General features: G+C 40.5%; 8 protein-coding genes. 3 read left to right on the forward strand and 5 right to left on the reverse strand.

The genetic code is table 11. The features are described 5' to 3' along the window. Window positions 1-115: 115 nt before the first annotated feature. A complete protein-coding gene (locus tag M2470_RS01995) occupies window positions 116-4,171 on the forward strand; it encodes a hybrid sensor histidine kinase/response regulator transcription factor (protein WP_280743642.1) in 4,056 nt (1,351 codons plus the stop codon). Window positions 4,172-4,278: 107 nt separating this feature from the next. Here the strand turns inward: M2470_RS01995 and M2470_RS02000 are convergent, their stop codons facing one another. The 5 genes from M2470_RS02000 to M2470_RS02020 form a co-directional block, all read right to left on the reverse strand. Then, complete coding sequence (locus M2470_RS02000) at window positions 4,279-5,097, reverse strand: MBL fold metallo-hydrolase (RefSeq protein ID WP_280743641.1); 819 nt, start codon at window positions 5,095-5,097, stop codon at window positions 4,279-4,281. Between the two features lie 12 nt (window positions 5,098-5,109). Then, entirely contained in the window at window positions 5,110-6,774 is a 1,665-nt protein-coding gene (locus tag M2470_RS02005; protein ID WP_280746459.1) for a RagB/SusD family nutrient uptake outer membrane protein, read from the reverse strand. A gap of 16 nt (window positions 6,775-6,790) precedes the next feature. Then, window positions 6,791-9,883: a TonB-dependent receptor gene (locus M2470_RS02010; RefSeq protein ID WP_280743639.1), complete on the reverse strand. Its 3,093-nt coding sequence runs from the start codon at window positions 9,881-9,883 to the stop codon at window positions 6,791-6,793. Between the two features lie 198 nt (window positions 9,884-10,081). Further along, entirely contained in the window at window positions 10,082-11,764 is a 1,683-nt protein-coding gene (locus M2470_RS02015; RefSeq protein ID WP_280743638.1) for a PHB depolymerase family esterase, read from the reverse strand. A 157-nt stretch (window positions 11,765-11,921) separates the two neighbouring features. Continuing rightward, the gene (locus M2470_RS02020; RefSeq protein WP_280743637.1) at window positions 11,922-12,425 is read right to left on the reverse strand and encodes a mechanosensitive ion channel domain-containing protein; all 504 of its coding nucleotides are present in this window, start codon (window positions 12,423-12,425) and stop codon (window positions 11,922-11,924) included. 178 nt (window positions 12,426-12,603) lie between these two features. Here M2470_RS02020 and M2470_RS02025 point away from each other — a divergent pair, with 178 nt between their 5' ends. After that, the gene (locus M2470_RS02025) at window positions 12,604-13,182 is read left to right on the forward strand and encodes an RNA polymerase sigma-70 factor (protein ID WP_280743636.1); all 579 of its coding nucleotides are present in this window, start codon (window positions 12,604-12,606) and stop codon (window positions 13,180-13,182) included. Between the two features lie 160 nt (window positions 13,183-13,342). Further along, entirely contained in the window at window positions 13,343-14,338 is a 996-nt protein-coding gene (locus M2470_RS02030; RefSeq protein ID WP_280743635.1) for a FecR domain-containing protein, read from the forward strand. Window positions 14,339-14,506: the final 168 nt, after the last annotated feature.

The following is a 14,506-nucleotide window of genomic DNA, read 5'->3' on the forward strand; positions in this document are numbered from 1 at the left end:
AATCTGCCTAAAAATACCTTTTCAAAAGGTCTTGAAGCTATGCAGAGTAGATTTTAATACATAGATTTGTATGCCTGACACATAAGCAAGAACATAAAATAAACAGAGGTGCACCATGATAACCCACAGAGCGCTCATTCTTTGTCTATGCAGTTTTTTTCTTTCTGTTTCCTGTATTCAGACTGATAACAGAGAAATAGTTGCTGATATTGACCACCGGATTGCCACAACCATTTCCAATCAGCAAATCACTTCATTTGCCGAGGATCGTTTCGGAAATATCTGGATTGGAACGTTCCGGGGACTTAACAAATATAATGGATATGAGTTTCATCAGTATTTCAACAGTTCAGACTCAACAAGCTTGAGTGATAATCAGATACGAGGTTTGCTTAGCGACTCAAAAGGGCAGTTGTGGATTTGTACAGTATATGGCGTATGCCGTTATACCCTCCAGGATAGCTTTGAACGTATCAAATCCGAAGTCAGTAGGGAGTATGCTTATCAGATACTGGAGAGCCATGAGGGGCGGATATTTGTAAGCTTTGGTATGGAAATGGGAGTGTACCTGCCGGAGGAGAATAAATTCGTATCAGCAACTCCCGATCTGCCGGATAAGAATTTGTTTATCCTGAACTGCTTCATCGACAGTGAAAACAATTTATGGATAGTCACTTCCTCTACTCTATTTTGCTATAACTCGACAACACTGACATTGAAGGCAAGCTACGATCGTTCCGATCAATATACGCACTACGCTTTTATGAGAGACAACGATGAATTATGGTTGGCATCGCTCAATACCTTATCTATATTAGATACACGTTCGGGCAAATACATAGAGAATCCTGACGGTATCCGCCGGCACCCCAAACTTTCAGGCGCGCTTATTCAGTATATCCATCAGGCATCCTCCGACGTGCTCTTTATCAATACGAATGAAGGAATGTTTGTTTACGACATGCAAAACGACAAAGCCGTTCATCAGGATGACTTCGGCCTGCCGTTGAATACACCGAATGCTAAAATCACCACGATGTTTACCGATTCACAGAAGAATCTTTGGATTGGCGGATTCGACCAAGGCTTTACGGTTCAGCACAATGCAAAGGAACGTTTCAATAATAGTTACTATTTATCTACACATACACAGTACCGTTCCATTACCTCGATACAAAAAGATAAAGAAAATAACTTGTGGATGACCACCTCTAGAGACGGGATATATGTTTATGATACGCTGGCGGAAAGTATCCATGCGATAGAAACGCGGCAATTCTTTCCGGAAAAAGATGTGCTTAGAAATAACCTGTCATCGGTATTTATCGACAGCAACAATGATATATGGCTGATCGCCCAAGCCAAACTCATTCGCTGCCACTACGACAAATCCACACGGACACTCTACCAGAAAGAGGTACACTGGATGCCGACAGATGTAGCTGAAATGACAGAAGATAGAAATGGAACAATTTGGGCAGGTACACGCAATCGTTGTATTTATGGATTACGCCAGGGAAGTGATACGTTCGAAGAACTGCAATTGCACCCTTTTTCCGCTGTCTATTCCTTTATCAATGCCATAACGACTCTTTCGACCGGCGAAATCCTGGTGGCTTCTTATCCGTACAATCCACAGTTCATTGATCCGGATACCTGGAATATCACCGAGGCATTCGACGTTTACCCTTATCTTCAAAACCGGCCGACGTTTATCCCAACCTGTCTATATGAAGATTCAAAAGGCGATATCTGGATTGGTACCATTGCCAACGAGATCCTCCATCATTCACGCAATACCAATACCACCGAATGTATCTTAGGATCTGCCTGCACGGATATTTCATCTATTATTGAAGATACACAAGAAAATATCTGGATAAGTACCTTGTATGGTCTAAGCAAGTACGACCGGACCTTAAACAAATTCACGAACTATTACAGTGCTGATGGGATAGGAGGAAATCAATTCAACGAGCATTCAGTGTGCCGGCTGGACAACGGGATGTTATTGTTTGGAGGAACGCATGGACTGACTTTCTTTAATCCGATAGATGTAACATCAAAGCGTAGTGTTCCTTTATTATTTGAGGATTTAAAGATACATAATCAACTGATCCGTCCGTTTCGCAGCGAGTGTATTGATAAACATTTAAACTATGCCCCTATTATCCGCTTAAACCACAACGAAAATAGTTTTACTGTTTCGTTCTCAGCACTTGATTATTCTGAATTCGAACGGATTCATTATCACTATATCATGGAGGGTTATGATAAATTCTGGATAGATACGCGCAACAATCGTGAGGCCTATTACTCTAATCTTCCGGCAGGAAAATATACGTTCAAGGTGCGAATTACAAACAATGACGAATCTATTCTTGAAACGGAAAACTCCATCTCTATTGTTGTCCAATCGGCACCGTGGGCTACGGGATGGGCATATACATTGTACATACTTATTATCCTGGCTATTTGTTACATTATATTACGATTATACAATCGAAACCGATTGAGTAAACTACGCATCGCCCAAAGTGAATTGGAGAAAGAACAGGAAAAACGACTTAATCAAATGAACATGAGTTTCTTCGCTAACGTATCGCATGAGTTCCGTACACCATTAACCATGATCTCTGGACCAGTCACCCAACTCTGTAATACATCAGATATTACAGGAGATAACAAACAGTTACTTTTCATCGTCCAACGCAGCGTAAACCGAATGTTGAAACTCGTGAATCAATTGATGGACTTCAATAAACTGGAAAATGACACTTTGCGGCTTGCTGTCAAACGAACAGATGTTATTTCGGAATTAAACCGATTGATTGAGGTTTTCCATATAAGTTGCAATAATAAAGGTATAGAATTGAAAGCCTATGGATTGGAAGATTCATTCGTCACCTGGCTCGACACAGATAAGTTGGACAAAATCAACACAAATCTCATATCAAACGCATTAAAGTTTACCGAAAAAGGAGGAAAGATAACGATCCAATTTGATGTTATTTGTCATACTGAAGCATCGAAGCTATTCGCCATGACTGATCAGGATTTGCATTCGGAATACATTAAAATATCTGTCTCCGATTCAGGATGCGGTATCCCGGAGGATAAGCTGGAAAAGATTTTTGAGCGGTATTACCAACTCAATGAACAGTTGAAAGGGTCTTATAACTGGGGAACAGGGATCGGATTATACTATACCCGTTGCTTGGTGAACCTGCATCATGGTTACATCAAAGCAGCAAACAACGAAGAGGGTGGTGCTATTTTTACTTATATTCTTCCGACAAACGATGCCTTATATCCTAAACAAGAGCATCTGACGGATAAGGAGACACAAGAAGAAGTTTATCCGATCCAAACCGAAGTACTATTGTCATCCAAGCACGAAACAAAGGATGCCAAAGCTAAACAATATAGCGTACTTGTTGTAGACGATGATACGGAAGTTGTTCATTATCTGAAAACATTACTTTCACCCTATTATAAAGTGATCTGTCGCTTCGATGCCGAAAGCGCTTACAAAACCCTAAAAGAAGAAGCGGCAGACATTGTGTTGAGTGATGTAGTTATGCCCGGTCTTGGAGGTTATCAGCTCTGTCGTATGATTAAAGAGGATATCCAGCTCAGCCATATCCCTGTTATTTTGGTAACGGCCAAGATAACAGTAGAAAGCCAGGTGGAAGGACTCGATACAGGAGCCGATGCCTATGTCACCAAACCGTTTGATCCGACTTATCTACTGGCACTTATAAAGTCGCAACTCAAAAACCGGGAAAAGATACAGAACTTGTTGGGGAAAACTACCAAAACCGAGAAAATAGAAGAAAATGTACTTTCGCCGCAAGACAATGTTTTCATGAAAGAGCTCTATGGCCTGATGGAAAACGAATTATCTAACCCGGAACTTAATATCACCCGCATGACCGAGGTGATGAAAATATCACGCACCAAATTCTATTATAAGGTGAAGGGACTAACGGGAGAAAACCCGAACATCTTTTTCAAGACCTATAAACTCAACCGTGCAGCAGAGTTACTGAAGGAAGGTAAACATAATGTTTCAGAAATAGCCGATATGACCGGATTTAGTACACTCCCTCACTTCTCTTCGAGCTTCAAAAAGCAATTTGGCGTATCACCAAGCGAGTATCATGCGTAACACCTTTAATTTGGTTTAGCCAAAAGGCTGCCTTGGAGTATTTTCCCAATAAAATACCGATACCTTATTGACAAGATATCGGTATTTTATTATGTATTGAACTTACGTTAATTTATATTTTCCGAGTCATAAACGATCATTGCAAAACCATTCTGTGCGATTACAATGTTCTTGTTTTCCTTATCAGGAGTATAGGGATAATGCACGGCGTTTACGTCTTCTCCATCGGATATGCGTTTAGCCAGATCTTTTGATTCGATGAGGTATTGCAGATCAAGTGCTTTCTTGAGGTATGGATAATGACCGCAATAGATTCGGGAGATACCCGTATCATTCATAATCTTTTCCATACGCACACAAGATTCATAATAAACCTTTATAGGAGTATGCGGAATCGTTTGTAACCAAACCTGTCCCGATCCGAAAGCATCACCGGAATAACAATCACCATTTTCCTTATCCAAGATGACAATGGAACCCGGTGTATGGCCCGACATCAGATCAATTTCCAGTTTACGCCCACCTAGGTCAAAGATCTGACCCTCTTCCACATAAAGGATTTCTCCTTTATAGTTTTTGGCAAATTGTTCGATCAACGCACTGTCGTCTTTGTGTAACCAGACTTTATCAAACTGATCGATACAACCGATATGATCAGGATGAGCATGCGTACCGATAACGATAAGTGGTTTACTACATAGTTGCTTTACGATTTGATCCAATCCATCACATTTTGTACCCATATCGATCAGGGCAGCTTGTTGCTCGCCCTCGATCAGATACATGGTAGTGTTATCGAATGTTTCAAATACCAAAACATTTTCCTTGAGTACAGAGACAGTGACCTGGTTATTTTTAAAGACCTCCTGGGCTATCGTGTTGACAAAAGGTAACAGGAATAGCCATATATATATATGTCGTTTCATTCTATTGTTTATTTAATTATATCCGGGATTTTGCACCAAATTACTGTTTACTTGCAATTCTGTTTCCGGGAACGGAAGATATTCATCTCGGTTCGGTGTCCAACCTGCCATAGACCTTTCATTATCGGTATATGACAGACTTGTCGTATATTGGGCGTTATAAATACCCTGCGCGGTGGTTAAATCGTTATTCGGGTCAGGGATAATCCTGAAAGTAGGTAATTTTTTACCCTTATCCGCCAATACGATAGGCGCATCGCCCCAACGTTTCAGGTCCTGAAAGCGTATACCTTCCATTGCCAGTTCTAAGCGACGTTCCAGTTTTATATCCTCTAATGTCACATTCGATTTAGATGATAGTTTAGCTCTGTTGCGTACTAAGTTTACATACGTATCCGCATTGGACTGATCGCCTGATTGAACACAAGCTTCTGCTGCCATCAACAACACATCGGCATAACGGATAACCGGAGTATTGCTTTGGTTACCACACCAATATGCAACATTTTCATCCTCTAAACCCGCCAGCCATTTCAACCGGAAGTAGCCTTCACTTCCATATTTGTTAGTTGTAGCATTTACTGCAATATTCATTGCAACTAACTGATCCCAGGTTTTGATCCAGCTGGTGAGGCGATATCCATTTACCCCCTCTTCGGCAACATAAGCATCATATAGCGATTTGCTCGGATTAAAATATCCATATCCACTTGTTGTATTAAACTGGTAATATTGAGAGGATTCAGCTCCGGCAATGAAACCATAACCAAAACCCCAATTCGCTAAAATACCCATCCAACCGCCCTGGGCATACATGTTAGACGGATCATAATGCCGGACACATTCCAATACATACTCTTTACTCCCATTGCATACCGGATGGTAAAAACCGCTGATGTCATCAACCAAACCGTATTTTCCGGAATGAATCACTTTCTCTAATTCGGTTTTAGCATTCGAATATTTACTTTGGAAAAGATAAACTTTACCCAATAGCGTTCGTGCCGCTTCAATAGTAACCCGTGTGGCACCATCAATATCATTGATTGATGCTTTTGTGGTAAGGTTCCCGGAATTAATCGCGTCATTAAGTTCGGTCTCGATAAAACTCCATAATGCTTCTTGTGTCGCATTCGGTACCTGAAACTCCTCACTTGTTTTTAGTATTTTATCCACCAGAGGCGGAGTGCCCCACAATGTTGTCAGTTCAAAATGGCAAAGCGCCCTGTAGAATTTAGCTTCGGCTATATTTCGGGCTTTAATCGGGCTTTCGGGTGTAAACTTTTCAATAACTAAATTGCACAAATAAATCGTCTCATACAATTTCTTATAATAATTTTCTACCCATCCGTTAGTTGCAGTAGTAGCACTTTCATAAATTTCTTGTGCGGAAATCTGGTCAGAACGTATCCCACCCGTATGAAAGTCGTCTGCCAAGAAATTCTTCATGTAAAAACCGTTGGCATAATGGTTTGCACCACTGCTTGCCCCTGAAAAAGCTCCTCGCCATGAATTGTATACGGCAGCTAAAGCACTTTCACTATGCTCGTCCGTCTGATAGTAGCTGTTTTCGTCTTGTACTCCTTGCTGGGCGATATCTAATAGATCTACATCGCATGACTGAAAGATAAATGCACACGCAATAAATCCGGAGAATATAATATGTTTCATTTTCATCTCTTTTCGTTTTTAATTAGAATGTTACCGATAAACCAAATACAACTTTCTTTGTCATGGGATAGTTTCCGTAGTCAACACCCATACCACTGGTAGAAGAGGCTGATACTTCAGGATCAAGGCCCGGATAACTGGTAAATAGGAAGAAGTTATCCAAGGACGTGTACACTCTTAAGTTGTCTATTAATATTTTTCGGGTCAATGATTTCGGAACAGTATATCCCAACTGGATTTGTTTGATGCGGAAATAAGATCCGTCGAATACATAAGCATCAGACAGACTATATTTATCTGCGTTCAACAGGCTGGGTTTCGCATACTTCCGAACTGTACTTCCATCGGCTGTCCAACGTTTGTCATACATTTCTTTCAAAGAATAAGAGATGGAATTATAGCTATAAGACATAAATACATCGTTACCTACCGAACCGCTACCAAAGACCAGGAAATCGAAGTTTTTGTAGTTCGCGGTCAATGTTATGCCGAAAGTATAATCAGCCATCGGTTTACCGATTTGCACTTTGTCACTGGCATCGATCGTACCGTCTCCCGTATGATCTTTGAATACCGGAGCACCGTTATCATCCAGGTGATCTACCTTATAGCCTCTAAAATACCATACTGGGTGACCTACTTCAAATGCAGAGAACGATCCATTGGATGCCTGTGTGGATGAACCGTCGATACGTCCGCCACTCACATTAGGATCCAGATAGGTTACCTTGTTTTTCAGAGTAGCCACGTTGGCTGCCACAGAGTATTCAAAGTCGCCTATTTTATCTTTCCAACTTGTTTCAAATTCAAAACCTTTATTCTCAACATGACCCGCATTCATTGGAGCGGAGGTGTTCCCTGCTTCGAACGGAATGACAATATTGGATACGATCAAGTCTTTTGTCTTTTTCTTATACCAATCCATGCTGAAACCAAACCGATCGTTTAAAGCACGCATATCCAGTCCTATATTCAATTGTTCGGAAGTTTCCCATTTCAGGTTAGGATTGTATAACTGCGAAGGTTTTGCCGATGTGGTGTAGCCTATATTGCTATTGGTGAATGAATAGCCTGTTGCCGAAGTAGTTAATGCGTTAGAATATTTATAACCACTTAGGTTACTGGTGCTTCCGTTTTGTCCCCAGCTTATCCGTAATTTAGCAAAGCTAATAGGTGTCCGATTATTATCTGTAAAGAAATCTTCATTAGAAATCGTCCAGCCTGCGGATGCCGAGGGGAAATATCCCCATCGGTTCGATGACGGCAGAATAGAAGTATCAGCAGCATCAGCGCGCAACGAGAATTGCGCCATATAACGGCTTTGAAAGTCATAATTCAATCGTCCGAAGTAAGACAGCTTACGATAAATATTATGGTACCCCGCAGTTGTTTTGACTGCGTCACCCGCCGGATAAGAAACATCGGCATAAAGAGGGTTATCCATCGCTGTTTTATCAACAGCTGCGGACAGATACGTCAGCCGAGTCTGGCTATACGACATACCCAGGATAGCAGCTAAGTTATGCTTATCCAGTAACGTAGTATTATAATTCGCAAAATTTTCCCACTGATAATAAGAGGTTGACGTATTGGTACGAGTCGCTCCGTTCTTATCTTTGTTCGACACAGAAGCTGATCCATAAAATAAGTGCGAATAAGAATAAGTGTTTGCATTTGCCTCTCTGAAACCCAGTCTTGACGTAAAGACAAATCCTTTAAACGGAGTAAAATTGGCATATAACGTTCCCATTAACGTATTGCCGTAGTCTTTTCGGTCATTTCTACGAATGGCTACCATAGGATGAATTTGTTCCATACTTCCTAACGTACTGTAATAATCACCATTATCATTCGTGAGGAGTTTAAACCCGTTCGCCAGAAGCGCTTGCATTGGTAAAGGAAGTGCATCAGGGGCATAGGTGTCTGCGTAATAGGCCGGCATTGTCATTACGGTAGAGATCATACTCACATAAGAGGAATTACCACTTCCGTCTGAGATCATCTTGCTTGTATATTTGGCATAATTAGCGTTTACACCCACCTTCATCCAGGATTTGATGTTGTAGTCTGCGTTTACCATCACCGACAAGCGGTCGTATACATCTTTGTTTTCACGAATGATACCATTGTCTGACAGATTACTGAGTGAAAGATAAAAAGATCCTTTGTCATTAGCTCCCTGCATATTGACGGTATGCCGGGTGGTAGGAGATGTACTGAATGCCACGTCGTACCAATCGGTGCTCGATACTCCATCCCATGTGCCGTTGTCAATCAACTCCTGAATATTTGTGTCTGTAAAGGTAGCATCCCGTTCTTTTCCTTGTCCTAATGCTTCCTGTGAGTTGAGTAGTTTAGGGCGTCGCGACAAACTATTTATCGCATGCTGGACATCGTATGAGATACTGCTTGTTCCTTTGCTTCCGCTTTTTGTGGTGATCAGCACTACACCATTACCCGCCTGCGCACCGTAGATCGCTGCTGAAGCAGCATCTTTCAATACCTCCATACTTTGAATGTTATTTGGGTCGACAGAACTCATATCCGAAGCGATCAGACCGTCAATCACATAGAGAGGGTCAGATGTTCCGTTAGAAGAAAATCCACGTATACGGATCGTTGGTGAAGAACCGGGTTGTGAAGAAGTGGAGATCAATTGTACACCAGCGGTTTTTCCTTGCAAGGCTTCTTCCACTCGTGTAATCGTACGATTCTGGATATCTTCGGCTTTTACGGAAGAGATCGCACCGGTCAGGTCGCTTTTCCTTTGCACACCATAGCCAATGACGACCACCTCGTCTAACGCTTGAGTATCTTCCACAAAAACGATATCTATTCTTGTGCCAGTGGCTTTCTTTTCCTGGGTGATATAACCAATATAAGAATAGACAATGGTTGCACCCTCTTTTACAGATATAACATAGTTGCCGTCCAAATCTGTAATAACACCATTTGTGGTTCCTTTTTCAAATACACTTACTCCGATCATAGCCTCACCTGCGGTGTCGACAATATTTCCGGAGATTCTCATAGATCCTTGTGCCAGTATGGGAGGTAATCCCATAAAGAGTAACAATACGAATGTTGTTAGTCTTTTCACTACTTTGTTTCGCATAATTATTTTTTAAAGTTTAACACGACAATGTTACTCTATATGTCAAAGGGAGACTTTTTAGGGTGTGCAGAAAACTTTTCTGTTTGTTCAAAGTTGCTTTCTTATATGTTCAAATAGTTGTTTAAATGTTTAAAAGCTGCCCTTAAGCACATCATTGATGTGAAAAGGGCAGCTTTTGCCAGATTGTTTTCCTCTTTTTTAGGGTTTATAAATCAGTTCTTTTGTCTCCGGATTACGTGCGAATAGCTTAAAATAATCCCACATCAACTGTGCAGCAGGCTTGAAATTCCAATGCCCATAATCCATTACAGCAACGAGTTTGATTAATGGCACATTGCCTTTATATAGGGAGCCGGTTTCCATTGAAATATTCTTGTTTGTATGCAGGGTTTGACGGTCTTTCAATTCCAGCCCAAAGAGATCATACTTGTTGAAATCCAATTGGTCGGTAACAGCCATTCCATTCATCGTCTGGTATGTTTTCCATGCATGGAAGAACGTATTTTCCTGCCAGTTCTCCTGATTGGGGAACGGAACCGTTTCGTCGTCTGTGCCGGTAATGGAGAAGTAGGGCATCTCTACATAGGAACGCTTTTGGGTAGCTTCATTCAACAGCGCTTCCAGACTATAACCGAAGGCATAACGATTTGGGATCAAACCGGCCGAATGTCCTCCCACGGCAGCAAACAAATGCGATTTACGGATTCCAAGTGCTGTTGCTGTTGCTGATCCTGCCGAAAGCCCCTCTGCATAAACACGGGAAGGATCAAGCTGCGGATAAGTTTCCAATAAATGATAAACGACCAGTTCTATGCCATCCAACCCCATAGGTGCATATCCATTGCCTTGCCATTCCAATTCGGCAACCATAAAATTCTCTTTGGCGCAGACTTCTATAAAACCCGACGTTTCTGCCTGTGTACGGGGATCGTTGTTATTGCCATGCAATAAAAGTAGAAGAGGGACACTGGCCTTTGGAGCATTCTGTATGGCTTGCGGATGAAATTCATACCACAAAAAAGTACCGGTTCCAAGCAGATCTTTCTCAACAGCCAGTCGGCTTACATTCCATTCATCAGGCATAATATAAGGTTCTAACTGATACGGACCATATTGATCAAAGCTGGTTCCGGTGTACCAGGTATGCTTGTAGTTATTGAAGCGATAATTCTTACTAAGTAGATGTGTCCAGGCATCATCAAACGTTTCTTTCAATGATTTCTGCTTGTCTGTACTCACTACAACTTGTAACAAAGGTTCCTGCTCGTTTGCATAAAAAGCAAGTTCACCCGACTTACTTTGCATCACTGCCTCATTTCGTTTTATATAAGAAGAAGCCACATGTTTACTATTAGCTCCGGCAATAAATGCGGGAACAGAGGCTCCTACGGATTTAAGACCGAAAGATTTTCCATTGATAGAAACTATTCCGGCAACTGCTCCGGCATGATTGGCAATCGTGTTGTTCACAAAAGTAGCCCCTGAGCCTATACCTATGATCTTCAGGTTCGTGAAAACACGTAACTTATTCAATAGTTCTTTATAAGCGTCAAAGTCCTTTGCATTATCATAGCTGTTCCCGATGGGGTTTACAACACTCACTGTCGCCGAATATTCAGATAAATATTTATCTATACCCAGCTCACGGATCAGAGCCTCCGCCTGTTCTTTGTTACAAGGTTTATCCGGATAGATCATAAACCAGGGTGAGAAACCCGGAAAACGTCCATCCACATTCTTCACCGTATCACGGTATACAAACATTTGTTGTTGCAACCCAGGAAATTCCGTTAAAGTAATATCCGAAGAAGACATTACTTTTCCTGTTGTCACAAACATAAAAATCAGTAAACACGTAATAGTTAACTTGCTGTTCATCATATTGCAGTTTTAAATGATTAATTGTGCAATATTAGAAAAATGAAACTCAAGTCTTTTTCTTTTATGCTCAAATGTTTTTCTATTTGTTCATAAATGGACTTTTTCTTAAAAAGACCCCGAGAATTAGCGATTTAAAATGATTGATACAAGGCCGCTATCACACATCTTTTACGGAGATGATTTTTTGGAGGAAGAGGTTGTTGGGGAGGACGATTAGTTCGTCTTCCAGGGTACGGATATGGGTATAGAAGGTTTCTATTTTTTCGATGGTTGCTTCGATGGGTAGGTCTTTGTCGATAATGCGGATATGGTCGCCGATGCTGTAGGGGGCGGAGAAAAACATGATGATTCCTGCTGTGATGTTGCTCAGGATAGACCACTGGGCAAACATGGCTACTCCGATAACTGCAAAGATGGAAGATAAACCAATCAACAGATTATGGGCTTCCAGTCCCCAGATAGCTGCTATTATAAAAAAGAATAACAAATACAGCATGATATTGGTAACTTGCTTCATCTGCATAGCTCTTAGTTCGGGCTTATGTAGCAGTTGTGCATACTTCTTTATCAGCTTCCTGGTAACAAATTTGGCTATGAGCAATAGCGCGATAGCTACAAGTGATGCGATAATCTGTAAAAGGTATTCTTCTATTGTAATCATAAGCTGGTACATGACAATTTGCAAAAGTAACAATTTGTCTTCATAACCCGAAAATGTATATATTTGTTTGCATCCCGGCTTGATTAATTTGGCTAATTGTGTGATGATTATAAAAAAATAAAGAATAATCCCTCTTATTTACAAGTGATTTTGTAGCTTTGTCCATAGACGGACTAATATGAAAGCTACATTTGAAAAAGACATTAACCCTACAGGACAAGAGTTATTTCTTCAATATTTCCAACAACTCTATCCCCGATTAATGGCACTATCCTGTCGTTTTGTCAATGAGGATGTGGCAAAGGATATGGTGCAGGATGCTTTTGTGATGCTTTGGGAGCAAAAAGACCGGATTCAACATGTACCTACTTACTTATATAAAAGCGTTCAAAACAACTGTCTTAACTATATCAAACACAATCACGTAGTATCTGATTACGCAGAAAAGGTACGTATTGCGGAAAGCCGTATCCAATACCTTAACGAAAAGACGGATGAAAATGAGGTTATAAAACAAGTTGAGTATCTGGACATCCGTTCAAAAATAGAAGAAGCATTAAACGAACTTCCCCCACGAACAGCAGAGGCCTTCCGCTTATATTTTTTCGAAGAACTTAGCGCCAAAGAGGTAGCTGAAGTTATGGATATATCCCATCGGACAGTAGAGGTACATGTGCGAAAAGCCTTGTCTTTCCTCAGAAATAACTTTCAGAATTTACACATCTTGCTTCCTTTTCTTTTTCATACCTACTTCTAATTTCATTTAGAGGTACCTATAAATCGAATTAGACGTACCTCTAAATTTATTTACACCTACCTCTAAATGAATTTACACGTACCTCTAAATTATTTTTGGATATGACTACGTAGTTTTATTCGCTTGAATTGTCTATTAAATAACAAGCAGGTAAATAAAAATGGATGAAGAGGTTTTACTACGGTTTTTAACAAAGGAATGTACGTCTGAAGACCTTCAGATGATTAGCCAATGGGTAACAACGAAGCCTGAAAATACGCGATGGCTATTTGAAATGGAGGAGGTATGGAGCCTGAAGCATGAGTTAAAATATTCCGACAAAGAAGAGATCAAAAAGGCATATCAGGCCTTTTTGAAGAAGACAGAGCAGATACAGAAAAGACGAGTCAATCGTATGAAAAGATTTCGTATTTATGCTTCTGCTGCAGCGGCTGCTGTTATCCTGGTCTTTCTTTCTATCTCCGTTTTTAGGTCTGTATATACTGAAACTATCCGGCAGAATCTGAGTGAAAATATTGACGTAAACGAGATTGATGTACCTAATGGACAAAGTATTACTGTAAAGTTGTCTGATGGAACGCTTGTCTGGCTTAATTCCGGCAGTAAGCTTATTTATCCTGCTAAATTCTCAGCCAAAAACAGGATTGTAAAATTGATGGGCGAAGGCCTCTTTGAGGTCGAACATGACAAGAGGTCTCCTTTTGTTGTCATGTCTGGCTCTGTCAGTACAAAGGTGTTGGGGACGAAATTCAATGTAAAAGCTTATCAGAACGAAACCATTCGGATTTCACTACTAGAGGGAATTATTGAAGTTTTGACGAATGAAAATGAAGAGGCAGTTAGGCTTTCAGAGCCTGACCAACAGGTCGAAATATTCATGAACGGACAGGTTAAAAAGACAAATGCAGACGCATTTGCCATATCCCAATGGACAAAAGGTGAGCTTTACTTTGATAATGAGTCTTTAGAAAATATTGTCGCTAGCCTTGAAAGGAAATATAATATAAAGATTACTATCCGGAATGACTCATATAAAAGTATGACATTCCATTCCCGCATCCAAAAAGATGCCTCTTTGGAAAATATTCTGAATGTTTTGAAAGGTACCCGAAACATCGATTATTCAATCGACAAAGAAGGGGTATCTATTTATTAATAACCTAATAATTTTAAAAAATAAATGCCTATGAATGATACCTGAGAGACAAAAATAGCCGGAACTTGCTCCACACAAATCCCGGCTTGATAGCAAATAACACTTTTTGAGATTCTAAAGTAAATTATTCACTAAAATATCATTACAAAAGTATGAACTATTTTAGAA

This window comes from Parabacteroides sp. PH5-46, from assembly GCF_029892785.1.
Classification (GTDB): Bacteria; Bacteroidota; Bacteroidia; order Bacteroidales; family Tannerellaceae; genus DFXE01.